Source organism: Mameliella sp. CS4 (assembly GCF_019392335.1).
In the GTDB taxonomy this organism is placed as follows: domain Bacteria; phylum Pseudomonadota; class Alphaproteobacteria; order Rhodobacterales; family Rhodobacteraceae; genus Antarctobacter.
On the sequence record NZ_JAHXRQ010000021.1, the window covers coordinates 43,176 to 68,608 of the forward strand.

The window sequence follows — 25,433 nt, forward strand, 5'->3', positions numbered from 1 at the left end:
ATGACCCATCCCCTTGTCACCCGCCTGACACAGGACTTCGGCTATCCCGCCCTGACGACAGAGGCCGAGATCGCCGCCTTTACCGAGGCGCCCGGCACGCATGTGATCTTTGTCCCCGGCGACGCGCGTCGCAACCTGGAAACCCCGGACGTGGCCGTGGTGCTGCCGGAACTGCGCCAGGCCTTTCAGGGCCGGTTCGATTGCGCCGTGGCCGCCGACAGCGTCGAGACCGGCCTGCGTGAATCCACCGGCGTGCTGAAGACCCCCAGCCTGATCTTCTTCCGCGACGGGCAGCTGCTGGGCGGCATCCCCAAGGTGCGCGACTGGTCGGACTACGTCGACCGGATCACGCAACTGCTCTCGCAGCCCCTCGCCGCCGAATAAGGACAGACGTGATGACCAATCCCTTCATGATGCCGCCCACAGGCTTCGGCCCAGGCTCGCAGCCGCTGGACAACCAGGACGAGGCGCTGGAATACATGCCCTTGCCGCAGGACATGCGCACCTATTCCCCCCGCATCCCCGAGGTCGAGGCGTTGGGAGAGGCCGATCTGTCGCTGGCGCTGGACCTCTTGCACGACGTGGCGCGCGCCGCCGCGCGCATCGGCACGGAAGGTGGCAGCGCCCGCTTCGATCTTGCCCCGCTGGACGAGGCGAACCGCGCCCTGGTCGCCGAAACACTGGGCAGCGGAGAGGTCGCCGCCAAGGTCCGCGCCATTCCCGCCATCGCCGTTCAGGAAAGCGTCTTTGCCGGGATCTGGATTCTGAAAAGCGCCAAGGCCCATGTGATCGAAGTGGCCGGCATTCCCACCTGCGTGACCGAGGCCCCCTTTGCGCCGCACCGCGCCGCGACGGGCGGCGCCGAACCGTTGGCGCCCGGGGTGGTCAACGCCCCGCCGCTGCTGGTCGAACTGACGGACAAGTCCGCCGCCTTCGACGCCGCCGCCCCCTTGCATGTCATCAACCTGACCCTCTTGCCCCACACCGAGGAAGACCTGGCCTGGCTGGACCGCGCCCTGGGCGAAGGCGCGGTCACGATCCTGTCGCGTGGCTATGGCAATTGCCGCGTGACCGCCACCGCGTTGACGCATGTCTGGCGGGTGCAGTTCTTCAACTCGCAGGACGCGCTGATCCTGGACACCTTCGAGGTCACGACCGTCCCCGAGGTTGCCTGCGCCGCGCCCGAGGACCTGACCGACAGCGCCGACCGCCTGTTCAAAGTGCTGGAGGTGATCCAATGAACGGCGGGTTCGAGGGCAGTTTTCTGGGCGCGACCGACAAGATCAGCCCGCTGGCCATCATGGAGTGCAAGATCTGCTGGACACCCTACCACCCGGCCGAGGGCGACGATTTCCGCCAGGTCGATCCCGGCACCGCCTTTTCCGACCTGCCAGAGGACTGGTCCTGCCCCAATTGCAGCGCGCCCAAGTCGCAGTTCATGGTGCTGGAGGACCCCGGCGCGCAATCGGTGGCAGAGGCCGCGAAACTGGACGATCTGACCGCAAAGCTGGTGGCCGAATTCCGCGAAATCTGGCACGCCAAGATGCGCGATGTCCCGATGGTCAACAAGCTGCTCAGCGTCGAGGCGGTGGGCTTTCGCATGATCGACGGGCGCCCCCTGGGGGTCCTGATCTCGCCCTGGTTCATGAACCTGGTGCAACTGCCCGGCGAGAATGAGGACTGGTCCGGGCTGAAGGCCGGGGCCAAGGAGGTGATTTCCTTCCCCTCTGGCGAGTATGAATTCATCCACAACACCCGTGACATGATCGGCGGCTACAAGGCCTGTTCGCTGTTTTCGCCGATGGGGGATTTCTCCTCGCAGATGCAGGCGCAAGAGGTGGCCCGCGCGGTCATGGTCGCCCTCTTTGACGAGGCGAACCGGGCCGAAACGGATCGCGCCGCCGACATCCGCGCCGCGCGCGAAGCTGAACTCGCCCCACCGACAGAGGCCGAAGACGCCGACAGCGCGCTGTCGGAAGCGCCGACGCGCCGCGCGGTGATTTCCGCCGGCATGGCCGGGACCGACTGACCCGATGCTGGCCGGGGCCGCATATCCCGCGCTGCGCGCCGTCCCGGCGCCCGCTTTTCCGGTGGCCCGACTGGTCATCGGCAAACCGGCGGCAGAGGCGGCGGACCTCTTGCCGCGCCTGTTCAACCTGTGCCGCGTGGCGCAGGGCGTCGCAGCCCGCGCGGCCTTTGGCCTGCCGCTGCCCTCGAATTGGCAAGACGAGCTGCGCGCAGAGATCCTGCGTGACCACGTGGCGAAACTCTGCCTTCGGTGGCCCGCCCTGGTCTCGCTGCCGCCGCTGGCGCTGCCACGCGACTGGCAGGCAGGCAATGCCGAGGCACGGCGCGTGATCTTTGGCCCCGCCGAGCATATGCCCGAAACGCCCGGAAAATTCCGCACCTTCCTGCAGGCAGAGCAAGGGTGCGCGCGCCTGCTGCGGGCGATCAGCCAGCTCTTTGCCCCGTTCGAGGCCTGCCGCGCCGCCTTGCCCGCGCCCGGGACCGGGAATTTCTTCGCGCGGGCCCTGGTCGAAAATTCCACGGCTGCCCGGCAGGCGGCACATCCCGTGCTGCAAGGCATCGAGACCGAATGGGGGCGCGGGCCGCTCTGGTCGGCAACGGCACTGGCCTATGACCTGCAGGCGGTGCTGGACGGCAGGCTGCCCGCCACCGTCTTTTCCCGGGGCTGCGCCATCGTGCCCGCCGCACGCGGGCTCTACGGCATCAGCGCGACCGTCGAAGGGGGCCGGGTCACGGCATTCACGCGGCAGACGCCGACCGATCACCTGCTGACCCCGGGTGGCGTGCTGGATCAATCGCTTGCATCCTTGCGCCCGGCGCGGGCACAGGCCCTGGGGCCGCTGGTCTTGTCATTGCTTGATCCCTGCACCCCCGTCAGGCTGGACCCCGCCGAACCGATGGAGGCAGACCATGCATGAAATGTCGCTGTGCGAGGGCATCCGTCGGGTGATCGAGGATCAGGCCCGCAAACACAACGTCGCGCGCATCCGCCGTGTCCGGGTCGAGATCGGGCGCTTTGCGGGGGTCGAGACCGGGGCGCTGCACTTTGCCTTTGACGTGGTGATGCGCGGATCGGTGGCCGAGGGCGCGGAACTGGTGACGCTGGAGCTGCCCGGACGGGCGATGTGCTACGACTGCATGAAAGAGGTGGAAATCATGGACCGCCTCGACCCCTGCCCCACCTGCGGCGGCGGCAAGCTGATGCCGCAAGGCGGGGACGAAATGAGAATCAAGGATTTGGAGGTGGCCTGAGATGTGTACGGTATGCGGATGCGGAGACGGCGAGACGAAGGTGCATGGACACGGTCATTCACACGACCATGACCACGGACATGGCCACCATCATGATCATCATCACGATCATGGCCATCACCATCATCACGATCACCACCACTACGGCCAGGGCCCTGCGGGCACCGAGGTGCCCGGCATGTCACAGGACCGGCTGATCGAGATCGAAACCGGCATCCTGGCCAAGAATGACCTGTACGCCCAGGCCAACCGCGCGCGCCTGGCAGAGCGCAGTATCCTGGCCGTCAACCTCGTCTCCTCGCCCGGGTCCGGCAAGACGACGCTGCTGTGCAAGACGATCGAGGCCCTGGGCGGTCAGCCTCTGGGTGTGATCGAAGGCGACCAGCAGACCCAGAACGACGCCGACCGCATCCGCGCCACCGGCGCCCGCGCCGTGCAGGTGAATACCGGCAAGGGCTGTCATCTTGACGGGCACATGGTCGGCCACGCGATGGATCACCTGGACCTCGCCCCCGGCAGCCTGCTGTTCATCGAGAATGTCGGCAACCTGGTCTGCCCCGCCGCCTTCGACCTGGGCGAGGACGGCAAGGTCGCGATCCTCTCGGTGACCGAGGGTGAGGACAAACCGTTGAAATACCCCGACATGTTCACCGCCGCCCGGCTGGCCATCCTCAACAAGATCGACCTGGCGCCGCATTGCGACGTGGATCTCGACCTCTATGAGGCCAATCTGCGCCGCGTGAACCCGGGGATAGAGATCCTGCGCCTTTCGGCCCGCACCGGCGAGGGCATGGCGGACTGGATCGACTGGCTGCGCGCGCAACTGGCCGACAAGTCCGCCCCCGAGGCGGCGGAATGACCGCCCTGCCCACCCTTCTGCTGGTCGATGACGAAGAGCATTCCCTGGCTGCCATGCGCATGGCACTGGAGGATGACTTTGACTGCCTGACCGCGCCGGACGCCGACGAGGCCATGCGCCTGATGGAGGAAAACTTCGTCCAGGCGATCTTTTGCGACCAGCGGATGCCCGGCAAGACCGGTGTGGAATTCCTGTCCGAGGCGCGCGAACGCTGGCCGGAAACGGTGCGGATCATCATCACCGGCTATACCGAGACCAACGACATGATCGCCGCCATCAACGAGGCGGGCATCTACCAGTTCCTGACCAAGCCCTGGCATCCCGACCAGCTGGTCATGGCGGCCAAGAACGCCGCGCAACTGTTCCAGCTCAGCCGCGAGCACGACCGGCTTTCGCTGGAAATGCGTTTCATGGGCAAGACCGCCGAGAACAAGCTGGAGGCGCGCCGCCGCACCCTGCGCGAAGGGTTCGGCTTTGAACGGGTCTTGCGGGCGCCCAATTCGCCGATGAATGCCACTGTCGAACTGGCCCGGCAGGTGGCCAGTTTCGACGTGCCGGTGCTGATCACCGGCGAGGCGGGCACCGGCAAGGACGTCATGGCGCGCGCGATGCACTATGCCTCGTTACGGTCCGACCAGTCCTTTTACGAGATCAACTGCGCCGGCCTGCCGGACGAGGTGCTGATGGCGGAACTGCTGGGCGCCAAGAAAGGCGCCCTGGGCGGCGCCCCCAGCAACCGCATCGGCCTGTTGCAAAAGGCCTCGCGCGGGACGCTGTTCCTGAACGGGGTCGATACGCTCAGCCCGCAGATGCAGTTGATCCTGTTGCGGATCGCCACCGAGGGCAGCTTTGAACCGTTGGGCGGGACAGAGACCCTGACCACCAACACGCGCCTGATGGCGGGCAGCCACAGCGACCTCGGCCCGGCGCTGGCCTCTGGCCGGTTCCGCAAGGATCTGTTCTATGCCCTGTCCACCACGGAACTGGCCCTGCCGCCGCTGCGCGCGCGCGTCGACGATCTGGACATCCTGACCCGCCACATCCTGGGTGACCTGGCCGCCCAGCACAGCAAGCCGGTCGAGGGGCTGACCAATCTGGCGCTGGAATTCCTGGGCAACTACGACTGGCCCGGCAACCTGCCCGAGCTGACCAACGAGCTGACCCGGATGCTGATCCTCAGCCAGGAACCGCGCCTTGGGCCAGAGCTGATCTCGCGCCACATCCTGCAGGCCGATCCGTCGGTTTCGGGCCGTCCCGACCCGTTCGAGGCGGGGCTGCTGGCCGCCGAGGGCACGCTGAAGGACCGGATCGAGGCGATGGAGGCCCGCATCCTGCGCGAGACTCTGACCCGCATGAAATGGAACAAGAGCCGCGCCGCCGAGGAACTGGGGCTCAGCCGGGTCGGCCTGCGCTCGAAACTCGATCGCTACGGCGTGCATCAACCGGGCAAGTACGACCCGGCCGAAGAGGAGGAGGACTAAGCCATGTGCCTGGGAATTCCCGGACAGATCGTCAAGATCACCGACGAGACCCGCCTGATGGCGCTGGCCGACGTGTCCGGCGTGCGCCGAGAGGTCTCGGTCGCCTGCGTCGCCACCCCGGACCTGTCTGCCCTGGTGGGCGAATGGGTGCTGATCCATGTGGGCTTTGCCATGAGCCTCATCGACGAGGACGAGGCCGCAAGGACGCTGGAGGCCCTGCGCGGACTGGGCGAGGCGCAGGAAACACTTGAGGCGATGGCCGAGGGCGCCGCCGCACTGGAGGGCAGCCAATGAGATATGTCGAGGAATTCCGCGACCCCGCCGCCGCCAGGGGCGTGCTGGCCGCCATCGGCAAGGTGGTCGACCAGATCGGCGCCACCGCCGAAAAACCCGTGCACATCATGGAAATCTGTGGCGGGCACACCCATGCGATCTTTCGCTACGGGCTGGACCGGCTGACGCCCCCGGGGATCGAGTTCATCCACGGCCCCGGCTGCCCGGTCTGCGTGCTGCCGATGAGCCGGATCGACGAATGCGTCGAGATCGCCGAACGCCCCGAGGTGATCTTTACCACCTTCGGCGACGCGATGCGGGTGCCCGGCAGCGCCAAGTCGCTGATGCAGGCCAAGGCCGACGGCGCCGACATCCGCATGGTCTATTCGCCGCTCGACGCGCTGGAAATTGCCCGCCGCAACCCCGGCCGCGAGGTGGTCTTCTTCGGGCTGGGGTTCGAGACGACGACGCCTTCGACCGCGCTGACGATCCAGCAGGCCGCGCGCGAAGGGCTGGGGAACTTCACTGTCTTCTGCAACCACATCACCGTGCCGCCCCCGATCGAGGCGCTGCTGGACGATCCTTACATGGTGCTGGACGGGTTCGTCGGGCCGGGCCATGTCAGCATGGTGATCGGCACACATCCTTATGATTTCATTGCGCGCGACTATGGCAAGCCCATCGTCGTCGCGGGGTTCGAGCCGCTGGACCTGCTGCAATCGGTGCTGATGGTGCTGGAACAGATCCGCGACGGGCGGGCCGAGGTCGAAAACCAGTATGCCCGCGTCGTGCCGGAACACGGCAACCCGGTATCGCTGGCCGCCATCGCGGATGTCTACGAGCCGCGCCCGACATTCGAATGGCGCGGGCTGGGAGAGATCGACGCCAGCGGGCTGCGCATCCGCCCCGCCTACGTGGCCTATGATGCCGAGGAAAAGTTCGGCGTGGGCTATGGCGCCGGTCCCCGGGTCGTGTCCGAACCCGAGGGCTGTGCTTGCGGCCAGGTGATGACGGGCCGCATCAAGCCCACGGGGTGCCCGCAATACGGCACCGGCTGCACGCCGGAAATGCCGCTGGGTGCGCTGATGGTCAGCTCGGAAGGGGCCTGTGCGGCCTATTACCAGTACGGCGCAACCGAAGAGACGGTGACGGAGGCCGCGCAATGACGATGGAACGCCCGATCACCCCCTCGCGCCTGCGGGGAGAGCGCGTGACGCTGGCCCACGGTGGCGGTGGCAAGGCCATGCGCGACCTCATCGAGGAGATCTTTACCGGTGTCTTCCAGCCCCCCGGAACAGAGGATCAGGCCCGGTTGTCGGCGCGGGCCCTGGCGGAACCGGGTGCGCAGCTTGCCTTCACCACCGACAGTTTCGTGGTCTCGCCGCCGGTCTTTCCCGGCGGCGACATCGGCAAGATCGCGGTCTGCGGCACGGTCAACGACCTAGCCGTGGGCGGGGCGAAACCCCTGTGGCTGTCAGCGGCCTTCATCATAGAGGAAGGGTGCGAGTTCGAGTTGCTGCGGCGCATCGTGGCCTCGATGCAGGCCGAGGCCGACAAGGCCGGGGTCCGCATCGTGACCGGCGACACCAAGGTCGTCGGGCGCGGCGCCGCGGACAAGGTCTTTGTCACCACCTCCGGCGTGGGTGTCATCCCTCCGGGACGCGACCTGCAGGCAGGCAACATCCGGCCCGGCGACGTGGCGCTGGTGAATGGCGTCCTGGGCGATCACGGCGCGACGATCCTCGCCGCGCGCGGGGACATGGCCCTGTCCACGGACATCCAGTCCGATTGCCAGAGCCTGAATGCCCTCATCGAGGCCGTGCTGGAGGCCGCCCCCAATGCCCGCGCCGCCCGCGACGCGACACGCGGCGGACTGGCCTCGGCCCTGAACGAGATGGCAGAAACCGCCGCAGTCAGCATCGAGATCGACGAAACCGCCCTGCCCCTGCGGCCAGAGGTCAAGGGCGTCTGCGAGGTGCTGGGGCTGGACCCGCTCTACCTGGCCAACGAGGGCACCCTGGTGATCTTTGTCCCCGAGGCAGAGGCAGAGGCCGCCCTGCAGGCCATGCGCGCGACAGGGGCCGGGCATGGCGCCGCGCGCATTGGCGTGGCGAAACCGGGTCCGGCGGGCCGGGTCACCATGCGCACCGCCTTTGGCGGCCAAAGACTGGTCGACACGCTGGTGGGCGAACAGCTGCCCCGGATCTGCTGATCCGGGTCAGGTAAAGTAGTCGCGGTTGGCGTCCATGATGTCCGGCAGCCGCCCGATGGTGCCCGACAGATGCGCCCGCATCGCGTCGGTCGCCCCCTGCCGGTCCTGGGCCTGGATGCAGTCCACCACCGCGCGATGCCCCGCGACAACCGAATGCAGCTTGTCACTACGCGGCAGGTCCAGCGTGCGCAGGCGGGCCATCTGGCTGGACTGTTCGATCACCAGCCGGTGCACTGCCTCGTGCCCGGCGGCGATGAACAGCGCCTCGTGGAAACTCTCGTCGAGCTCCCGGAACAGCTCGATCTGGTCCGGCTCGTCGACCAGCGCCTCCTGGATCTTGAGATAGCCCAGCGCCTTGGTCAGGTCCGCGTCCGGTGTCCGGCACAGCAGGTCCACCACCTCGCATTCCAGCCCCGTGCGCAGGAAATTCTCGTGCCGCAGGCGTTCGCAGTTGATGCGCGTGACCTCGGTTCGCGACTGCCGGTAGGACACCACCAAGTCGATCTCTTCCAGCCGCTGGATCGCCTCGCGGATCGGCGACTGGCTGACACCGAATGCCTCGGCCAGATCGGCCCGGCTGAGGATCGTTCCCGGTGGCAATTTCAGCGTCACGATACGCGCGCGCAATTCCTCGAAGACGCGGGTCGAGGCCGCGACATTGGCATTGACCGAGATCTTGTCCGATGCGCTGGCACCACGCAGGGCGGGACGTGTCATGGGCGCCTCCGGTCGATACGTGTCAGGCTCGGCAAGGTTGGTCTCCTCATCCCATGATCGCCTTGGGTAGTGCCAGCGACAACCAGGGAAAGGCAAGCAGCAAGACGAAGAAGACCACCACCGCCAGGAAGAAGGGCACCGCCGCCAGCGCATAGGCGCTGGTCTTGACGTTGAGGATCCCGCAGACGGTGAACATGATGACCCCCACCGGCGGCGTCAGCCCGCCAAAGTTGATCAGCAGCACGATAACGATCCCCATGTGCACCGGGTCGAACCCCGCATGCACCAGCACCGGCATCACGATGGGCGTCACCAGCAGGATATTCGCCGCCCCTTCCAGGAACATGCCCGTGACGACGAGGATCGCGCAGACGATCAACAGCAGACCGATGGGGTTCTGGGTGAGCGAGGTCATGAAGGCGGTGATTTCCTGCGGCGCGCGCTCGATCGTCATGGCATAGCCCAGCACCGCCGCCATCATGATCAGCAACATCACCATCCCCAGGTCCGACATCGTGGCGTGGCAGGCGGCGATGATCCGGGCGAATGTCAGTTCCCGGTAGACCAGCACGCCCACCGCGATGGCATAGATCACCAGGAAGACACCGGCCTCTGTCGCGGTGAAAAAGCCGAAGCGGAACCCGATCACCAGGAAGACCGGGAACATCAGCGCCCATATGCTGTCGAGAAAACTGCGCCCCAGCGCGCGCAGTCCGGGTCGTTCGGGCAGGTCCGGCGCATAGCCGCGTTTGCGGGCGACAAGGAAGGTCGCCACCATCAGCGTCACGGTCAGCAGCAGCCCGGGCAAGAGCCCGCCCACGAACAGCCGCCCGATCGAGACCTCGTTGATGTAGCCAAAGAGGATCAGCCCGATAGAGGGCGGGATCGTCGCGGTGATGATGGAGCCAAAGGCCAGAACCGCCGCGATGAAGGCCGGGGAATAGCCCTGTTCGCGCATCGACGGCCCCAAGAGCCGCGCCTCCATAGAGGCATCGGCCACCGCGGAGCCGGAAATGCCCCCCATCAGCATGGACAACACGATGGACACCTGCGCCAGCCCGCCCGCCAACCAACCGGTCAACAGGCGCGAGAAACGGACAAGGCGCTCTGTGATGCCGGCCTCGTTCATCAGGTTGCCCGCCAGGATGAAGAAAGGCACCGCCAGCAGCGGAAAGTTCTCCAGCGCCGTCACCATCTTCTGGATCGCGACGGTGGTGGGCATGGTGCCGGTCAGCACAAAGACCGGGATCGCCGCCAGCATCAGCGAGAAGGCGACCGGCAGGCCGATCAGCAGGAACAGGGCAAAGAGCCCCGCAATCAGAAGCAGCATCAGCTTTCCCTCCAGCGGGCCAGGAATTGCCCGCCCAGCGTCCGCAGCCAGAGGCACAGGCCCACCGGCATGGCGAGATGGATGAAGGACTTGGGGATCTGCAACGCGCCCAGCATCCGCTTGTGCATCAGCGGCACGTTGATCGCGGCATAGTAAAGAAGGTAGGCCAGCAGCCCCATCACCACCACGATGTTGACCAGCTCGATCCACCTGCGGGCGGGCGGCGCCACGTTGTCCAGCACCAGCGACAGGCCGAAATGGCGGTTCTGCTGCATCGCAATGTCGATGGCCAGCACCACCAGCCAGACAAAGAGCGCGGTCGAGACCTCCAGCGACCAGATGATCGGGCTGCCCATCTTGCGAGAGACCGCCGCCACGGCGACGAGCGCCACAATCGCGGCCAGCAGCACCGTCGCGAGAGTAAGTTCGAAACGTTGGAACATGGATTTCCTGCCAGCTGGGGCATGGACCGGACCGCCGCAGGGACGGCCCGGTCCATGCCTTGTGCCTGTCGGGTTACTTGGCCAGGACGTCCCGGACCAATTGCGCCTCGGCGGTCAGGTTCAGGTCGTCGTAGACCGATTGCACCGCCGCCTTGAAGGGCGCCAGGTCCACCTCGGAGATCGTGACCCCGCTGGCCGCGACATCTGCCAGCGCCTTGTCACCCAGCTCGATTGTCAGGTTCGAGGCATAGCGCCCGTTCTCGACCGCCAGGTCACGCACGATCTTCTTGTGCTTGTCCGACAGTTCGTTCCACGAGTCGGCAGAGATCACCAACGCCGTCACCAACTGGATGTGCCCGGTCTTGGTGACATGCTTGATGACCTCGTAAAGCTTGGCGCCCTTGATCGCGGTCGGCTGCGCCTCTGCCGCGTCGATGGTGCCCAGTTGCAGCGCGGAATAGACCTCGCCCCAGGCGATCGGCGTGGGCTCGGCCCCCATCGCGCGGATTGTCTCGATCCAGACCGGCGCGCCGATGGTCCGCATCCGCACGCCCGCCAGGTCCGCCGGTCTGCTGACCGGCTTCTGGGTCAGCGCGTGGCGCGCACCCTGGTACCAATTCGAGGCCAGCATCACGAGCCCCGCCTCCTCGGCCAGTTCGTCGCCCCAGCCCAGGTAGGCGTCCGACAGGGCGAACTTGTCCGCGTCCTCGTATGTGTCAAAGAGGAAAGGCGCCGACATGATGGCCAGCGATGGCACGAATTCCGACAGCCGGGCCACGTCGGTCACGGTGCCCACCCCGGCCCCGGCGCGCGCCTGGTCCAGCATCTCGGTGGTGTCGCCAAGCTGGCTGTTGTGAAAGACCTCGATGGTCACTTCGCCGCCTGTCGCCTCTGCGACCTCGGCGGCGAACTTGTCCAGCCCCTGCCCCATCGGGTCATCCGGTGCCAGCACCGTGCCGATGCGGATCGTGGTTTCTGCCAGCGCCGCGCCGGCAAGCCCCGCCGACAGGAATGCGGCCAGGCATGTTGCCTTGGTGAAAATGGTCATGTCGTCCTCCCTTGGTATTTTTACTTAACTGATATTTCAATTTGAGTCGACCATTAAACATTTGCGATTTTCAGTCAATGATCTTGCCGCCAGGGGCCGTCGATGCCGCGCCGTCCGACTTTTGGCCGGTCAGCGGTCCTGCCTGCAGGATGGCGGTTGGATGGGGCGGCAAGAGTTGCGCACGGTAGGGCCGCCAGAGCCCCCACTCACGAAACCGTGCGGTCGCGGGCGCCAAACCGGACAGGCGTCGATTGGCAACTATGTAAGCATGGGAACCCTGTGAAAGCCGTTCCGGACGTCTTTCTTTGCGAACGACTATACGAAAGGTCAAAGAGATGCGAAATGGTATCCAGCCGACATGGCTGCCCTGCTCGCAGCTCTTTAGAACGGATCGAACATGCGTTTCCTGAAACAAGTAATCCTGTCTGCCGCGATCCTGATCGTGACTGTCTTTCTTTGGGTGAACTACGTGCCCGGCGCTGCGTCCTTTCTGGACCGGACCGGCGTGACCGGCCTTTTGGGGATCGAAGCCGCGGCGGCGGATGCCTCGAACACCGGTCGGGGCTTTGGCCCGCGTGGCCCGGCAAAGGTCGTCGTGGCCGCGGTGACAGAGGCCACGACAAATGACCGCGTCGATGCCATCGGCGACGTCCGCGCCCTGCGCAGCGCGGCACTGCGGACAGAGGTCAGCGGCGAGGTCGTTCAGGTGGCCCTGGAAACCGGCGGATTTGTCGACAAGGATGCGGTGATCCTGCGGCTGGACGACGAGGCAGAGCGGATTGCCGTGGAACGCGCGCGCCTGCTGCTGGAAGACGCCCGCGATGCGGCCAGCCGGTTCTCGCGGCTCCAGGACGGCGGGTCCGTCACCGAGGTGCGCCAGCGCGAGGCGCAACTGCGCCTGCGAACCGCCGAGCTGGAACTGAGCGAGGCAGAGTTCGCCCTGTCTCTGCGCACCGTCCGCGCGCCCTTTTCCGGCTGGATCGGCCTGGTGGACGTGGCCATTGGCGAGAGACTGTCGCCCACGGATGTGATCGCCACCCTGACCGACCGGTCCGAGATCCTGGTGGATTTCCGCGTGCCCGAACGGGTTGTGAGCCAGGTCGAACCGGGTATGCCGATCGAGGCGCGCCTGCTCGGCGCCGAGGGGGCGGAACCGCTGACTGGCACCGTCCACGCCGTCGACAACGTCGTCGACCGCAACAGCCGGACCCTGCGGGTGCAGGGCCGACTTGCCAACGAGAACGACCACCTGCGCGCTGGCATGGCCTTTACCGTCACAATCCGCTTTCCCGGCGAGACGCTGGCCGCCGTCGACCCATTGTCGGTGCAGTGGTCCAGCGAAGGCTCATACGTCTGGGCGGTACGCGAGGACAAGGCGCAGCGCGTTCCCGTCACCATCCGTCAGCGCGACGCCGACCGCGTTCTGGTGGACGGCGATCTGGCCCCCGGTGACCTGGTCGTCACCGAGGGGGTCCAGACCCTGCGGCCCGGCGCCGAGGTGGCCATCGCCGGCCGCACCGAGGCCCGCGCCATGATCCCCGCCGCCCGTCCCGGGACCGCCAAGCCGAGTGTCACGCGATGAAGGAAACCTCTGAAGCCGTTTCCGCGTCCGGCACCGCGCTCTTTGTCCGCCGCCCGATCCTTGCGCTGGTCCTCTCGGCCCTGATCGTTCTGGCCGGGCTGGCCGCCGTCTTTGGCGTCGAGATCCGCGAACTGCCCAACGTCGACCGCCCCGTCGTCACCGTCACCACGCAATTCCCCGGCGCCTCCCCCGAAAGCGTCGACCAGGAGGTGACGGGCCGCATCGAGGGCGCCGTGGGCCGCGTGGCCGGCGTGCGCTCGATTTCCTCCAACTCGCGTTTCGGACGGTCGCGCGTGACGCTGGAATTCGAGGATGACGTCGACCTGGACGTCGCCGCAACCGACGTGCGCGACGCGGTGGCGCGGATCGCCAACCAGATGCCGGACGGCGCCGAGACGCCCGAGATCGTCAAGGCCGACGCCAATGCCCAGCCGGTCGTGCGCATCGCCGTCACTTCTGCCGGACGGTCTCCGCAGGACCTCACCCGGATCGTGCAAGAGCGGGTCGAGGACCGCTTGCTGTCGGTCAACGGCGTGGCCGACCTGCAGATCTACGGCGACCGCGACCCGATCTTTCGCATCGACATCGACCAGTCGGCGCTGGCCGCACGCGGCCTGACGCTGGCGGACGTCCGCCGGGCGCTGGCGGACGTGGCCTTTGACGCACCGGCGGGCGACCTGTCGGGCAACAGCCAGAGCATCGCGGTGCGGACCACCGCCACCGTCGCGACGACCACCGAGTTCGAGGATCTCGAAATCGCCGAGAATGTCCACATCCGCGACGTGGCCACCGTGACCCTGGGCCCTGCCCCGAACGAGACCGTGTTGCGCGCCAATGGCCAGACCGGCGTCGGCCTGGGCATCATCCGTCAGGCGACGTCGAACACGCTGGAAATCTCCTCGGCGGTGCGCGCGGTTGTGGCCGAGCTGGACCAGACCCTGCCCGATGACATCTCGATCTTTGTCACCTCCGACGACGCCGTCTTTATTCGCGGCTCGATCGAGGAAGTGCTCAAGACCCTTGGCCTTGCCACGGCGATCGTGGTGGCGGTGATCTTCCTGTTCCTGCGCGACGCGCGCGCCACGCTGATCCCCGGGCTGACCATGCCCGTGGCGCTGATCGGCACCGTGGCGGCCATCTACATGGTGGGATTTTCGGTCAACATCCTGACGCTGCTGGCGCTGGTGCTGGCCACCGGCATGGTGGTGGACGACGCGATCGTCGTTCTGGAAAATATCGTCCGACGCCGAAGCGAGGGCATGGGCGCCCGCGCCGCCGCCGTGCTGGGCACGCGGCAGGTCTTTTTCGCCGTGGTGACGACCACGGCCACGCTGGCCGCCGTCTTTGTGCCACTGTCCTTCCTGCCGGGCCAGGCAGGCGGGCTGTTCCGCGAATTCGGCTTTACCCTGGCAATGGCGGTGCTGCTGTCCTCGGTCGTGGCGCTGACGCTTTGCCCCGTTCTGGCCAGCCGCCTATTGACGGCAGAGCCGAACCCGAACCCGCGCGGCCCCTTCGTCTGGCTGGGCAACCGGCTGGGCGCGCTCTACAAATGGACGCTGGAATGGGCGCTGGCGATACCCTTCGTCGTGCTGCTGGTGGCGGTGCTCTTTTCGGCCACGGCGGTCTTTGTCGCCGGCGGCATCCGGCAGGAACTGACCCCGCGCGAGGATCGGGCGGTGGCCTTGCTGTCCGTCTCCGCACCGCAGGGCGTCTCTCTGCAATACACCACCTCCAAGATGGACGAGATCGAGGCCCTGATCGAACCGCTGCGCGACACCGGGGAAGTCACCAACATCTTTTCCATCACCGGCTTCGGGTCCGACAACCGGGGGTTCATGGTCTTCTCTCTCGCCCCCTGGGACGAGCGCGAGCGCAGTCAGGACGAGATCGTCGGAGAGATCAACGGCAAGCTCGGCGGCGTGATCGGCGTGCGGGCCTTTGCCATCCAGCCCAATTCGTTGGGCATCCGGGGCGCGGGTCGTGGCCTGTCCTTTGCCATCACCGGCGACAACTACGCGCAGCTTGCCGATGTTTCGCAGCGGCTGGTGGATCGGATGCAGGAGAACCCGGCCTTCGGGCAGGTCCGGTTGGAGTACGAGACCACGCAGCCGCAGCTCTTTATCGAGATCGACCGCGAGCGCGCCTCTGACCTCGGGATCGACATCGCGGGACTGGGCGACGCATTGCGCGCGGTCCTGGACGGGCGCACAGTGGGCTCGGTCTTTATCGACGACCGCAGCTATGACATCCAGATGCTGTCGACCTCGAACCCGGTCGACGATCCCAGCGACCTCAAGAACATCTTTGTCCAGACGGCGGACGGCCAGACCGTACCCATGTCCAGCTTTGTCCGGCTGGAAGAGCGCGCCATCGCGCCAGAGCTGGACCGCGAAGGCCAGAACCGCTCGGTCGAGATCTCGGCCGGGCTGACGCCGGCCCTGGCGCTTGGCGATGCGATGACCCAGGTGCAGGCGCTGGCGGACGAGATCCTGGCCGAGGAAAACCGTATCGTCCCGCTGGCAGAGGCCGCGACGCTGGATCAGACGGCCTCGGGGCTGGTGCTGGTCTTCGGCTTTGCCATCGCGGTGGTCCTGCTGGTGCTGGCAGCGCAGTTCGAAAGCTTCATCTCGGCCATCGTTGTCATGGTGACGGTGCCCATCGGGCTGGCCTGTGCCGCCTTCGCGCTGCTCTTCACCGGGCTGAGCCTGAACGTCTACAGCCAGATCGGGCTGGTGATGCTGATCGGGATCATGGCCAAGAACGGTATCCTGATCGTCGAATTCGCCAACCAGCTGCGTGACGGCGGCGCCGAGGTGCGCGACGCGATCCTCGACGCGTCGACCATCCGTCTGCGCCCGGTCATGATGACCATGACCTCGACCGTACTGGGCGGTGTGCCTCTGATCCTGTCGGCAGGCGCGGGCGCCGAGGCGCGCGAGGCACTGGGATGGGTCATCGTCGGCGGGCTGGGGCTGGCCACCTTCTCGACGCTCTTCCTGACGCCCGTGGCCTACCTGCTGCTGGCCCGCTTCTCACAGCCGCGCGTTCAGGCCATGCGCCAGCTCGAAACCGAACTGGAACAAGCGCTGACCTGACAGATCAGGCCAGCTGCGTCTTGCGTTGAAGATCCTCTGCGGCTCGGCCCCCAACAGGGCCAAGCTCGCTGCCGGCGGGGACAGTCGCCACATCATGATCAGCATCCGCTGTTCGTGATGTGGCTCATGCGCAGTGATCAGGTGTGAATCTGTGGCGAAGGCCTGACCGTTGGACTGCTCGTCACGGTGCTCTGCTGGCGGCTGGATCATTCCGGGCGACATCCAAATGAGCATCACCCCTTGGCCAAGGGGTTTTCCGGAAGGTGTGGCACCAGTTGATCAGCGCGGTTTCGCAGGCGTCCAACCGCACCTGCAGCCCGGCCGCGAACCGGTCAAATGCCTCTTGGTTCAGCGCATTCACGCAGGTGAGGACCGGCACGCCATATGTGATGGCATCGCCGATCAACACACGAAAACCTGCACCGCAGGCCTCTTGCTTGCCGAACTTGTTGACGATCAGCAGATCCGCATTTGGACCGAGTGACGCGCCAACGCTGGCGACGGCGGTCTCCAGGGCGCCGCTGTCCAACCGGCACCCGCGCGCGCCAAGGCCGAGACTTTGCGAAACGCGAATTTCCCGTCCCTCCGGCAGGATTCTGATGTCCATGTCGCACCGCTGCCCGTCGCTCCGGTCACGGTTGACCTGAATGGCGCCGTGAACCCGGACTCCCTGCGCGATCAACCGTTCGGCAACATTGCTCAGAACCATGTCGCCGACACCGCGATCATCAGACCGGATGTACCCCAGCAGCGGTCGCCTACCCTGGTGTGCCTCCGAGGTCGCGCGCCCCGACATTCGCGCATAGGCGCTCATTCAGCGTCGCGGAACAGGATCGTCCCGCCATCCCCCGCGGCGAAATACCGGCCCGCTCCATCCACAGCGACCGCCCGGAGGCCGGCGGTTGTTCCGGTCGGGTCCATATGCCAGCGATGACCGTCGAACCGGGCCGCAGCCCCTGCGGCACCAACGGCCACGACGTCGGTGTCGGTCCCGGTCAGCGCCAACAGGTCATTCCGCGCCCGCGCCGGGGTGATATGCCATCGCGCCCCGTCGAAATGGCCGATTGTCCCGGACAATCCGACGACGAAAATATCACTCAGGGACCGCCCCCAGACATCGAACAGGAAATGTTCGGTTCCGGCGTTGAACTCGTCCCAGCGCGTGCCGTTCCACCGCATCACCTGGCCAAAGTCCCCGACGGCCAGCAGATGCTCGGCATCCATGCCCCAGACGCCATAAAGCGCGCTCTTGGTGCCAGAGGGCATACGCTCCCAATTTGCGCCCGCCCAATGCAGGACAAGGCCTTCGTCACCGACGGCAAAGATCTGCCCGCAGCCATCGGACCACATCGACAGGATCGTGACATCCATGAACAGGTCGAAATGTTTGCTCCAGGTCGTGCCATCGAAATGGTGGATTTCGCCCAGCTGACCCGCCGCCAGCAATCCGCCATCCGGGGCGCGGGCGAGGTCGTGGATACCTAGCGCGCCGGCCGGGGGCAGCGCCTCCCATTTGCCGCGATCAAGGGCCAGCACGGTCCCTTCCTCGCCGCAGGCAAACAGCATGTCCTGCTTGGGATCGTGCCAGATGCCCCAAAGCTGGCGGTCGGTACCACTCTCCATCGCGGACCAGTTCGCCGGGTCTTCGCCGGGCTGGATGGCGGGCGCGAAACAGGTCAGCGCCGCGCTGTCGCCAACCAAAAGACTGCCATAATCGCCGACCGCCATGACCTCGCCCGAGGGCAGATCGACAAGGCCCAACAGGTCGTGCCCCGTGCCGCTTTGCAGGCGGTCGGCGCGGTCTTCGCGGATCAGGTGGATCTGCCCTGCATCCCCAAGCGCCAGAAGGCCCTTGCCGGTCTGGCCCAAGGCCCGGAAGCGGCTGAATTCCATGTCGGCGAAAAGCTTGTCGAAGCCCTCGCCATCCCACAGGACAAGATCGCCGCGAAACCCGTTTGCCTGAATGAAATAGCGCCCCCCGGCCAGCAGAGCGCGCCCCCTGGGCAAGGCAATCGCCGTGGTGAAATTGGAGACCACCGGGCAATCGAGCGCCTGCCAGCTGCCTTTGAGATCGCGGATCGCCACCGTGCCATCGCCGCCAGAGGCCATCACGCGTCCATCCTCCAGGACAATGACAGCGCGCAAATGGGCGCGCGTACCGGCGTCTTCGACCGACCAATCCGCCCCGTCGAAATGCAGGATCCTGCCGCGATCCCCCACCGCCCAGGCCTGCCCGTCCGCGTTACCGCAAATGGCGAAGAGCGGGGTATTCTCGTCGACCGACGCATATTTATCGCCCGCGTCGACAACGCAGCCGCGCACCTGCCGCCAGTCCTCTCCGTCATAGTGCAAGATCAGACCCATCCATCCAACGGCCCAGAGGTTTGTCCGATCCGTGCCCCATAGCGCATGGATCGGCACGGGCGCCGGACAGGACAGCCGAACCCAGTCTTCGCCATCGAAGTGGTTGATCGCGCCGTGATCGCCGACCACGAAGAGGCCGACCTCATCCGCCCAGCCGTCCCAGAACACGTCGTCGGCCCCGGCGGGCAGGCCGTCGACCGAATACCACCCCTGTGCCGCCTCGGGGCGTGCCCCAAAGTTGCCGCGGAACAACCCGCGACGCGAAACCGTTTCAACTGCTCCGTCCATTTATCCGCCACCCTTTGTTGGTTGCGAGGCCTGTTTCAATCTGGTCGCCTCCTGGTTCAGCAGCTCTGAAAGCCCGGCGCTCAGCGCATCGTTTTGTGGCAATGCCGCCAAAGCCTCCTGCAGGTCTGAATCGTCCAGATTCTCGGCAAACACGTCCTGCATCGTTGCGGCGATCGCCTGGTGAAACCCCTCACGGCCCAGCGCGGAGACCGCTTCGATCATCGGGTCAAAGGCGCGGGCCACCACACCGTCAGGCATCGCGGTCACAACTGGCTCGCCACGGTCCGATCCCAGCGCGAGATCGGGCGACAGGGGAATTTCGGCGATCTTTTCGATGTCGAATTTGGCCAAGGCCTCCGTGACGCCTGCGTCGGGATACAGATGGAAATCTTCGTGACAATTCGGGCACTGCACGCCTGCCATGTTCACCACAGCCCCGATCACAGGCAGGCCACGCTCGCGGCAGAACCGCCCGGCCTTGAGGCTGTCCATCTGGGCCACCGCCTGCGGCGAGGTCACCAGAACCGCCGAGACGTTGCTGCCTTCGAGCATGTCACACAGGGTGATCAGCTCATTCCCGGTGCCCGGGGGCATGTCGACCACCAGAAAGTCCAAAGATCCCCAATCGAAGCTGCCGATCAGATGGTGGATGAAATCATGCTTGTAGGCATCGCGCCAGACAATCGGGGTGGTGTCGTCTTCGAGCATGAAGGCCAGGGAGCCGACCTCGACCGGATGCGAGATACCTTCGGCCATAAAGCCATGAGTCTGCAATCCGGACTTGGTGGTGCGGATCTTGGCGCCGGCAAAGCCGAAAAACCGGCTTTGGTTGGGGCCGTGGATATCGGCATCCGCCACGCCGACGCGAAATCCGTTCCGCGCCAGCCCGGCGGCCAGATTGGCGCTGACCGTGCTTTTTCCGACACCGCCCTTGTTGGCCAGAACAACAATGATCTGGTCGATCTCCTGTAGCCGGCGTTCGATGAGAACCTTGTTGTGGTACGGCTTGTCGAGCGTGCAGCTGTCTTCTTTCGGGCAGAACTGGCAGGCGTGGCCCAATCCGCAATCGGTCTTGGGCACACTTGCCTTTTCTTCAGGGGTCAGGAAATCCATGGCTTACTCCGATGCCATGTCGAGCATGATCCAGCCTTCCGACACGCTTTTCAGCCCGTCGCGCTGTTTCTCGGCCCCCTGCCAGAGAGCGAAAGCCATCGGCACCACGTCGCGGTCCAGCGAAACATTGTGCGCGCCCTGAGCCTTGATCGGGCGCGACATCACGACCGTCCATTCGTTCGGATCGCCGTCTTTGTCGAAGTATTGGCTCTCACCGCTGACCGGCTGTTCCTCCAGCAGCGTCGTGCTGCCGGGACCGCCTGCCGCGAGGTTCTGCACCGCATCCTCGCCAGAGCGCCAATACCAGATATTCACCGCGCTGTCGGGGCCGTCTCCCATCATGTAGGATGTCTCGTCATCGCCGAGAGAAAACTGCACCGCGACGCCGTCACGGAACCGGTCAAAGGCAGTGGCCGTATCGCGCGTGTCATCCACCCAGCGCAGCCGCACATAGAACCGCTCTGACGTCTTGGCCAATGTCATGTTGAGATAGCTGACCTCGGCGTCGTAATTGACCCTCAGCTCTACCGATTCATGCACCGCCGGGGCCGGTGACATGGCAACGCGGTACTCGGGCAACCGCTCCCAGATGATATCGTCCGGGTCGTTGACGGTGCGCAGGTAAATGCCATCGGGAATGGTGGATACCTTTACGGTGTCATAGGCCTCGATCAGTTTGACATTCGCTTCGGCCATGGACTGGGCTGCAGACAGGGTCGGAGTCGAAAGCATGGCAAATGCGGTCAGGGTCGCGATCGTTCTTCGCATATTGGTTCTCCTTATCCCCAGAGGTTTTGTGCCGCCGAAGAGGTGGGGGCGCTGCTGGTTTTGGGCGCATCGGGGTCGTGAAACGGGCCGACCCTGACCTCTAATTCGTTGATCTGGACCTCTGCCCAGGCGCTCATGTCCTGTACAAGCTGGCCGATCGTCGGGTCCAGCAGGCTGACCGGATCGCGCCGCAGCAGACCGGCGACGGCCTCCAGCGTGGGGCCGAGATAGCGGCACAGGAAATCGCGCTGCGCACGGCGATAGCCCGAGGCATCCTTGCCCTTGGCAAGCGCGGTCGCCTCGAAGTGGCACAGCACCGCCATCAGTTCCAGCATGCTGGCCAGATGGTCGGGCTCGTCGTTCTTGCCTTCGTCGCCGGTGGCCGCCTTCAACCCGAAATGTTTGTAGAAGGCCGCGACATTCAGCATGAAGACCGGCCGAGTCAAACCGGCCAGAATGTGGTCATGGTCACCGGCCAGCAGGGCGGCGACAGGCTTGCCCCCACGGCCATGCAGGAAGGCGGTGATGTATCCCGCCTCGAAGCTGGCGAAATCCGGCGAGGCGGGCAGTCTGGGCCAGGGCGCGCCGGTCGCAGCAGCCCAGGCGTCGCTGAACGCCTCGTGAAACTGCCCCGAGGCGACGGCGTCGAAAAACTCCTCGGACGGATGCCCGAAGGCCAGCGCCGCCAGGCGCCAGATGCGTTCCTTGGCCCGTGCCCGCCCGGGGCTGTCGCCCATCGGAGGGCGTGATGTTACCGCGACCGACATCAGCTTAGCTTGAACATTTCGGCGTGACGGTAGCCGATCAGCGTGTCCATCAACTCGCTCTCGCCGCCCTCGGCCTTCTTGGCCCGCTCCGCGGTGATCGTGTCCAGCGCCGCGCTGACCCCGTCCCCGAACAGGCTTTCGAGATAGTCCAGCGGCACGCGGGACTCGGCCATCGCACCTCCGGCCTCGTCGATTTTCGGCGGCGACAGGGGCGGCACGTAGAAGACGTTGGGCTTGGTCCCCATCTCGGGATACAGCGGCAAGGCGACCTTGTATTTATCCACCAGCGTGTGGATCGGCCCGTCCTTGTCGTCGCGATAGCCAATCCAGCGGATCCGGCCGACGCATTGTTTCGCGCAGGCGGTGGGCAGGCCCTTCTCGATGCGCGGATAGCAAAAGATGCATTTCTCGGATTTCGAGATTTCCTCGTTGAAATAGACCTTCTTGTAAGGACAGGCGGACACGCAATAGCGATAGCCGCGACAGCGTTCCTGGTCGATCAGGACGATACCGTCTTCCTGACGCTTGTAGATCGCGTTGCGCGAACAGGCGGCAAGACAGGCCGGATTTTCGCAGTGATTGCAGAGCCTCGGCAAATAGAAATAGTACGAGTTCGGATAGTGGCCCTCACCCTCGTCCTCGTCCCAGTTCGCCCCCCATGTCGGTTTGACATTGGGGCGCAGCCAGGGGTCGGTGCCGGTCATCAGGGCTTCTTCGTAGTTGTACTCCCAGGGAACGCCGTAGTCTTCGGCGCTGGGTTCCTTTCCCAGGCGCAAAGCGCCATCCTGGTCGAACCCGCCGCCCATTTCGTGAAAGTTCTTCGGATACCCGGTGCCGGGCCTGGTCTCGACATTGTTCCAGTACATGTATTCCCGACCGTTGCGGTTGGTCCACTGCAGTTTGCAAGCGGATGTACAGGTGTGGCACCCGATGCATTTGTTCAGGTCCAGAACCATGCTGAGCTGACGTTTCACGGCCATATCTATTCCTCCCTCTCACGCGGCTCTTACGCCGGCTCCACGTCAACGCTGCTTTCATGCGCGAGCTGGTTTGCGTTCCATTTGAAGAGCTTGAAGCCAAGATGCCCCCATCCGCCCGCCAGTTCCAAAGGCTGGATCAGCGTGGCCATGGTGTTGTTCATCGGCTTCCACTGCTCGTATTGATGCGGCTCCCAGCCGTGCTCCATCATGATCGAGCCTTCGGGTATGCTGGGATAGAACTTGGCCTGGGCAAAGAACTCGCCCGCGCTGTTGAAGATCCGCACCTTCGAGCCGTCCGCGATGCCCTTTTGCGCCGCGAGTTTCGGATTGATGTAGATATTGGGCTCGCCCCGCTGCAGCCGCAGCATGAACTTGTTCGACCGCCAGTTGGAATGGATGCCCCATCGCGTGTGTGGCGAGTAGAAGGACAGTGGATAGTTCGAGGCCGCCGCACCGGCATGATGCCGCGCCGTGGGCACCACTGCGCCCAACTTCTCGAATGTCGGATGGTCGCAATAGAAGGTGACCCGCCCCGTGAGGGTGTCGTACGGTTTCTTGTCCTCGGTTTGCGCGACGAACGGGTTATAGGGCTCGTCCACCGGGATCGGCTGGTTGCTGCCCCCCTCGGCGGTCATCACGATAAAGCCCTGTTCGGCAGCGTCCTCCAGCGACACGCCTCCCATTTCGGGGCTGTTGTCCACGAGCCACTTGGTGGCGTCGTAGTCCGTCATGATCGTCTGCTTCATGGTGAAATCGTCATGGATGGTGTGGAGATCACGGCTCACATCACCATCGGGATACCCCTCGATCCCGCGCGCTATGGCCCGCTCCTGGATCTTGCGGGTCAGCAACTCCATGATGTCCCAGTCGGGCTTCGCCTCACCAATCGGATCGACCGGTTTGGAGAACACGTTGATGAAGCGGTGGTAGCCGACCCCACGCAGATCCCAGGCTTCATAGTGGCTCGCAGCGGGCAGCAGGTAATCCGCCCATTGCGCCGTGCTGTCCATGCGCACGTTGATGTCGACAAAAAGCTCTTCGACCTCGTGCAGGATACGTTCGCGGTACTTGTCGGCGAACTTGTTGCGCCGAAACTTGTTGTCCGCGATAGAGATCAGCCCCTTCATGTCGCCGTGATAGGGCATCCAGCCTTCCTGGATGCTCTCGTCGATCATCTCTTCCATCTCGTCGATGTTGAAGCCGACGCGCTCTTTCAGCTTGTCCGCGTCGAAGTATTCACGCGCGTGCCCGATCATCTGGCCACGCTGGAACTCGCCCAGACCGCCCGGCTCGAGCCGTGGGAGTTTTTCGAACCCGTAAAGCGCCAGTTGCAGCCAAGGGACATGGTTCCAATCGACCCATGACGTGTCCATCCCGCCGGTCTTGCCGCCATGCCCGGTCAGCGCCAGCATCAGCGTTTGCGCCCAACCGGTATAGAGCCCGTTGGAATAGCGCCCGACGTTGAAGCCGAGCATCAGGATCGCCTTCTTCGCCTTGGCAAAAAGACGCGCCTCGTTCCGCACGGTGTCGGCGGCGATGCCGGTGTCTGCCGCCGTGGCTTCGGGCGTGTATTTCGCCGCTTCGGCCCGGACTTTTTCAAAGACCGTCGTGACCCCGATCCCCTCAACCGTGAAGGTGCCCTCCAGCGCCGGGTCGACCCCGTCAAGCGCAATGGTCTTTTCCTCGGACGCCATCGTGCCCTTGAGCATCACGGCAGCACCGGTGTTCATGTCCCAGTGGTAAAAGTTCTGGTCCGAGCCGCCATCGACCAGGTCCGCCTCGCGCAGCATCTTGCCGGTATCGGTGCGCACCAGGACCGGCAGATCGGTCTGTTCCTTGACGAAATCCGCCTTGTAGAGGCCCTCTTCGATGATCACGTTGACCATCGACATCGCCAGGAACGGGTCGGCGCCCTGTTTGATCGGCATCCACAGATCGGCATGGATCGACGAGGGATTATAATCCGGCGCCACCGAGACCACGCGGGCGCCGTTATACTTGGCCTCCCACAGGTAATGCGCGTCCGGAATACGGGTCGCGTTGGGATTGAACAGCGACAACATGATATAGTCAGCGTCGAACCAGGCGTCCGAGGTGAAGCTTTCCAGCGGGTTGCCGTAGGCCAGATGCGCGCCGGTGTTCAGGTCGCCCACATCGGTAAAGATGTCGAGCTGCACCCCACCGACCAGGGAGGCAAACCGGTAGGGTGCAGCGAAACGGACCATCGACTGGTTGCCCGACCCGGTGTGGGTCATCAGCTTGCCGGGGCCGTATTTCTCGAAGATATCAATGACCTTGTCGGCGATCTCTTCGGTGATTTCGTCCCACTCCATGCGCTGCCATTTGCCCTCGCCGCGTTCGCCGACCCGTTTCATCGGGTAGCGCAGGCGATCGCCTTCATACATGGCTGCGGAATGGATCGCGCCCTTCTGACAGCCGCGTGGGTTGGCGTCCGGGACGTTGGGGTTGATCTGCGGATATTTCGCCAGCTGCTCTTCGCGGATGACGATGCCGTCCTTGACATAAACGTCGAAGGCGCAGTTGCCGACGCAATTGATGCAATGCGCGGCCTTTCCGATCTTGTCCCAGGTGAACTCGCGGCGATAGAGATCTTCCCAATCGCGATAGGGGTATTCCTCGGCCAGGGTGTCCCCGATGGGTTCAAGCCGGTTCAAGGACCACGCCTTGTTCGCGGCCAGAACGCCGGCACCGGCAAGTGATGACGTTTGCAGGAACTCACGACGCTTCATGCGCAGCATGTTCATCCTCCCTTTGACTATGCGCCCAGTTCTGTGGGTCGATCATTGACTCACAGGTTAGAGGAGGCGCGGCCG

The 25,433-nt window shown here is 65.0% G+C and carries 23 protein-coding genes; 12 read left to right on the forward strand and 11 right to left on the reverse strand.

Translation table 11 applies throughout. The features are described 5' to 3' along the window. From KZZ07_RS20665 to hypE, 10 genes are read left to right on the forward strand one after another with little or no spacing between them, the layout of a single operon-like run. Complete coding sequence (locus KZZ07_RS20665; protein ID WP_219516854.1) at positions 1 to 384, forward strand: thioredoxin domain-containing protein; 384 nt, start codon at positions 1 to 3, stop codon at positions 382 to 384. 11 nt (positions 385 to 395) lie between these two features. Continuing rightward, positions 396 to 1,241, forward strand: a complete 846-nt coding sequence (locus KZZ07_RS20670) for a hydrogenase expression/formation protein (RefSeq protein ID WP_219516855.1) — start codon at positions 396 to 398, stop codon at positions 1,239 to 1,241. Beyond that, positions 1,238 to 2,029 (forward strand): [NiFe]-hydrogenase assembly chaperone HybE, encoded by a 792-nt coding sequence (locus tag KZZ07_RS20675; protein ID WP_219516856.1) that lies wholly within the window; start codon positions 1,238 to 1,240, stop codon positions 2,027 to 2,029. The genes KZZ07_RS20670 and KZZ07_RS20675 overlap by 4 nt, the downstream gene beginning before the upstream one ends. Positions 2,030 to 2,033: 4 nt before the next feature. After that, a complete protein-coding gene (locus tag KZZ07_RS20680; RefSeq protein ID WP_219516857.1) occupies positions 2,034 to 2,945 on the forward strand; it encodes a hydrogenase expression/formation protein HupK in 912 nt (303 codons plus the stop codon). Continuing rightward, entirely contained in the window at positions 2,938 to 3,279 is a 342-nt protein-coding gene (gene hypA, locus KZZ07_RS20685; RefSeq protein WP_219516858.1) for a hydrogenase maturation nickel metallochaperone HypA, read from the forward strand. Before KZZ07_RS20680 ends, hypA begins: the two co-directional genes overlap by 8 nt. A gap of 1 nt (position 3,280) precedes the next feature. Beyond that, positions 3,281 to 4,138, forward strand: coding sequence for a hydrogenase nickel incorporation protein HypB (gene hypB, locus KZZ07_RS20690; RefSeq protein ID WP_219516859.1), 858 nt, complete (start codon positions 3,281 to 3,283; stop codon positions 4,136 to 4,138). Further along, a complete protein-coding gene (locus KZZ07_RS20695; RefSeq protein ID WP_219516861.1) occupies positions 4,135 to 5,619 on the forward strand; it encodes a sigma-54-dependent transcriptional regulator in 1,485 nt (494 codons plus the stop codon). The genes hypB and KZZ07_RS20695 overlap by 4 nt, the downstream gene beginning before the upstream one ends. 3 nt (positions 5,620 to 5,622) lie before the next feature. Continuing rightward, entirely contained in the window at positions 5,623 to 5,913 is a 291-nt protein-coding gene (locus tag KZZ07_RS20700) for a HypC/HybG/HupF family hydrogenase formation chaperone (RefSeq protein ID WP_219516862.1), read from the forward strand. Continuing rightward, entirely contained in the window at positions 5,910 to 7,058 is a 1,149-nt protein-coding gene (hypD, locus tag KZZ07_RS20705; protein WP_219516863.1) for a hydrogenase formation protein HypD, read from the forward strand. Before KZZ07_RS20700 ends, hypD begins: the two co-directional genes overlap by 4 nt. Positions 7,059 to 7,060: 2 nt before the next feature. Next, on the forward strand, positions 7,061 to 8,104 hold the full coding sequence (gene hypE, locus KZZ07_RS20710; RefSeq protein ID WP_370631211.1) for a hydrogenase expression/formation protein HypE: 1,044 nt from the start codon (positions 7,061 to 7,063) through the stop codon (positions 8,102 to 8,104). Between the two features lie 6 nt (positions 8,105 to 8,110). On the opposite strand, the gene KZZ07_RS20715 is transcribed toward hypE, so the two are convergent. The 4 genes from KZZ07_RS20715 to KZZ07_RS20730 all read right to left on the reverse strand — a co-directional run bounded on the left by KZZ07_RS20715 (position 8,111) and on the right by KZZ07_RS20730 (position 11,642). After that, the gene (locus KZZ07_RS20715; RefSeq protein WP_219516865.1) at positions 8,111 to 8,821 is read right to left on the reverse strand and encodes a GntR family transcriptional regulator; all 711 of its coding nucleotides are present in this window, start codon (positions 8,819 to 8,821) and stop codon (positions 8,111 to 8,113) included. A 46-nt stretch (positions 8,822 to 8,867) separates the two neighbouring features. After that, on the reverse strand, positions 8,868 to 10,151 hold the full coding sequence (locus tag KZZ07_RS20720) for a TRAP transporter large permease (protein ID WP_255564494.1): 1,284 nt from the start codon (positions 10,149 to 10,151) through the stop codon (positions 8,868 to 8,870). Further along, complete coding sequence (locus KZZ07_RS20725) at positions 10,151 to 10,594, reverse strand: TRAP transporter small permease (RefSeq protein WP_219516866.1); 444 nt, start codon at positions 10,592 to 10,594, stop codon at positions 10,151 to 10,153. Before KZZ07_RS20725 ends, KZZ07_RS20720 begins: the two co-directional genes overlap by 1 nt. 73 nt (positions 10,595 to 10,667) lie before the next feature. Then, a complete protein-coding gene (locus tag KZZ07_RS20730; protein WP_219516867.1) occupies positions 10,668 to 11,642 on the reverse strand; it encodes a C4-dicarboxylate TRAP transporter substrate-binding protein in 975 nt (324 codons plus the stop codon). Between the two features lie 397 nt (positions 11,643 to 12,039). Between KZZ07_RS20730 and KZZ07_RS20735 the strand changes: the two genes are divergently transcribed. Further along, positions 12,040 to 13,224 (forward strand): efflux RND transporter periplasmic adaptor subunit, encoded by a 1,185-nt coding sequence (locus KZZ07_RS20735; protein WP_219516868.1) that lies wholly within the window; start codon positions 12,040 to 12,042, stop codon positions 13,222 to 13,224. Then, a complete protein-coding gene (locus KZZ07_RS20740; RefSeq protein ID WP_219516869.1) occupies positions 13,221 to 16,319 on the forward strand; it encodes an efflux RND transporter permease subunit in 3,099 nt (1,032 codons plus the stop codon). The genes KZZ07_RS20735 and KZZ07_RS20740 overlap by 4 nt, the downstream gene beginning before the upstream one ends. A gap of 181 nt (positions 16,320 to 16,500) precedes the next feature. Here KZZ07_RS20740 and KZZ07_RS20745 read toward each other — a convergent pair whose 3' ends face one another. Genes KZZ07_RS20745 through KZZ07_RS20775 form a run of 7 tightly spaced genes read right to left on the reverse strand, consistent with a single transcriptional unit; the run spans position 16,501 to position 25,358 of the window. Continuing rightward, complete coding sequence (locus KZZ07_RS20745) at positions 16,501 to 17,133, reverse strand: DUF2478 domain-containing protein (RefSeq protein WP_219516871.1); 633 nt, start codon at positions 17,131 to 17,133, stop codon at positions 16,501 to 16,503. Beyond that, entirely contained in the window at positions 17,130 to 18,971 is a 1,842-nt protein-coding gene (locus KZZ07_RS20750; protein WP_255564495.1) for a beta propeller repeat protein, read from the reverse strand. The genes KZZ07_RS20745 and KZZ07_RS20750 overlap by 4 nt, the downstream gene beginning before the upstream one ends. Next, positions 18,972 to 20,084 carry a P-loop NTPase gene (locus KZZ07_RS20755; RefSeq protein ID WP_219516872.1) on the reverse strand — a complete coding sequence of 371 codons (1,113 nt, stop codon included), beginning with the start codon at positions 20,082 to 20,084 and terminating at the stop codon, positions 18,972 to 18,974. It lies immediately after the preceding gene. A gap of 3 nt (positions 20,085 to 20,087) precedes the next feature. Further along, complete coding sequence (locus KZZ07_RS20760; protein ID WP_219516873.1) at positions 20,088 to 20,852, reverse strand: ethylbenzene dehydrogenase-related protein; 765 nt, start codon at positions 20,850 to 20,852, stop codon at positions 20,088 to 20,090. An 11-nt stretch (positions 20,853 to 20,863) separates the two neighbouring features. Next, positions 20,864 to 21,619 (reverse strand): molecular chaperone TorD family protein, encoded by a 756-nt coding sequence (locus KZZ07_RS20765; protein ID WP_255564496.1) that lies wholly within the window; start codon positions 21,617 to 21,619, stop codon positions 20,864 to 20,866. Then, positions 21,619 to 22,599, reverse strand: coding sequence for a chlorate reductase subunit beta (gene clrB, locus KZZ07_RS20770; protein ID WP_219516874.1), 981 nt, complete (start codon positions 22,597 to 22,599; stop codon positions 21,619 to 21,621). The genes KZZ07_RS20765 and clrB overlap by 1 nt, the downstream gene beginning before the upstream one ends. Before the next feature lie 26 nt (positions 22,600 to 22,625). Further along, on the reverse strand, positions 22,626 to 25,358 hold the full coding sequence (locus KZZ07_RS20775) for a molybdopterin-dependent oxidoreductase (protein WP_255564497.1): 2,733 nt from the start codon (positions 25,356 to 25,358) through the stop codon (positions 22,626 to 22,628). Positions 25,359 to 25,433 lie beyond the last annotated feature (75 nt).

What these genes read in the sequence shown, in the direction of transcription:
- KZZ07_RS20745 (WP_219516871.1), bottom strand. Translation starts at nt 17,133, where the DNA reads ATGAGCGCCTATGCGCGAATGTCGGGGCGCGCGACCTCGGAGGCACAC.
- KZZ07_RS20700 (WP_219516862.1), top strand. Translation starts at nt 5,623, where the DNA reads ATGTGCCTGGGAATTCCCGGACAGATCGTCAAGATCACCGACGAGACC.
- KZZ07_RS20665 (WP_219516854.1), top strand. Translation starts at nt 1, where the DNA reads ATGACCCATCCCCTTGTCACCCGCCTGACACAGGACTTCGGCTATCCC.
- clrB (WP_219516874.1), bottom strand. Translation starts at nt 22,599, where the DNA reads ATGGCCGTGAAACGTCAGCTCAGCATGGTTCTGGACCTGAACAAATGC.
- KZZ07_RS20755 (WP_219516872.1), bottom strand. Translation starts at nt 20,084, where the DNA reads ATGGATTTCCTGACCCCTGAAGAAAAGGCAAGTGTGCCCAAGACCGAT.
- KZZ07_RS20695 (WP_219516861.1), top strand. Translation starts at nt 4,135, where the DNA reads ATGACCGCCCTGCCCACCCTTCTGCTGGTCGATGACGAAGAGCATTCC.
- KZZ07_RS20715 (WP_219516865.1), bottom strand. Translation starts at nt 8,821, where the DNA reads ATGACACGTCCCGCCCTGCGTGGTGCCAGCGCATCGGACAAGATCTCG.
- KZZ07_RS20725 (WP_219516866.1), bottom strand. Translation starts at nt 10,594, where the DNA reads ATGTTCCAACGTTTCGAACTTACTCTCGCGACGGTGCTGCTGGCCGCG.
- hypA (WP_219516858.1), top strand. Translation starts at nt 2,938, where the DNA reads ATGCATGAAATGTCGCTGTGCGAGGGCATCCGTCGGGTGATCGAGGAT.
- hypB (WP_219516859.1), top strand. Translation starts at nt 3,281, where the DNA reads ATGTGTACGGTATGCGGATGCGGAGACGGCGAGACGAAGGTGCATGGA.
- hypE (WP_370631211.1), top strand. Translation starts at nt 7,061, where the DNA reads ATGGAACGCCCGATCACCCCCTCGCGCCTGCGGGGAGAGCGCGTGACG.
- KZZ07_RS20720 (WP_255564494.1), bottom strand. Translation starts at nt 10,151, where the DNA reads ATGCTGCTTCTGATTGCGGGGCTCTTTGCCCTGTTCCTGCTGATCGGC.
- KZZ07_RS20730 (WP_219516867.1), bottom strand. Translation starts at nt 11,642, where the DNA reads ATGACCATTTTCACCAAGGCAACATGCCTGGCCGCATTCCTGTCGGCG.
- KZZ07_RS20740 (WP_219516869.1), top strand. Translation starts at nt 13,221, where the DNA reads ATGAAGGAAACCTCTGAAGCCGTTTCCGCGTCCGGCACCGCGCTCTTT.
- KZZ07_RS20735 (WP_219516868.1), top strand. Translation starts at nt 12,040, where the DNA reads ATGCGTTTCCTGAAACAAGTAATCCTGTCTGCCGCGATCCTGATCGTG.
- KZZ07_RS20760 (WP_219516873.1), bottom strand. Translation starts at nt 20,852, where the DNA reads ATGCGAAGAACGATCGCGACCCTGACCGCATTTGCCATGCTTTCGACT.
- hypD (WP_219516863.1), top strand. Translation starts at nt 5,910, where the DNA reads ATGAGATATGTCGAGGAATTCCGCGACCCCGCCGCCGCCAGGGGCGTG.
- KZZ07_RS20680 (WP_219516857.1), top strand. Translation starts at nt 2,034, where the DNA reads ATGCTGGCCGGGGCCGCATATCCCGCGCTGCGCGCCGTCCCGGCGCCC.
- KZZ07_RS20750 (WP_255564495.1), bottom strand. Translation starts at nt 18,971, where the DNA reads ATGGACGGAGCAGTTGAAACGGTTTCGCGTCGCGGGTTGTTCCGCGGC.
- KZZ07_RS20775 (WP_255564497.1), bottom strand. Translation starts at nt 25,358, where the DNA reads ATGCTGCGCATGAAGCGTCGTGAGTTCCTGCAAACGTCATCACTTGCC.
- KZZ07_RS20670 (WP_219516855.1), top strand. Translation starts at nt 396, where the DNA reads ATGACCAATCCCTTCATGATGCCGCCCACAGGCTTCGGCCCAGGCTCG.
- KZZ07_RS20765 (WP_255564496.1), bottom strand. Translation starts at nt 21,619, where the DNA reads ATGTCGGTCGCGGTAACATCACGCCCTCCGATGGGCGACAGCCCCGGG.
- KZZ07_RS20675 (WP_219516856.1), top strand. Translation starts at nt 1,238, where the DNA reads ATGAACGGCGGGTTCGAGGGCAGTTTTCTGGGCGCGACCGACAAGATC.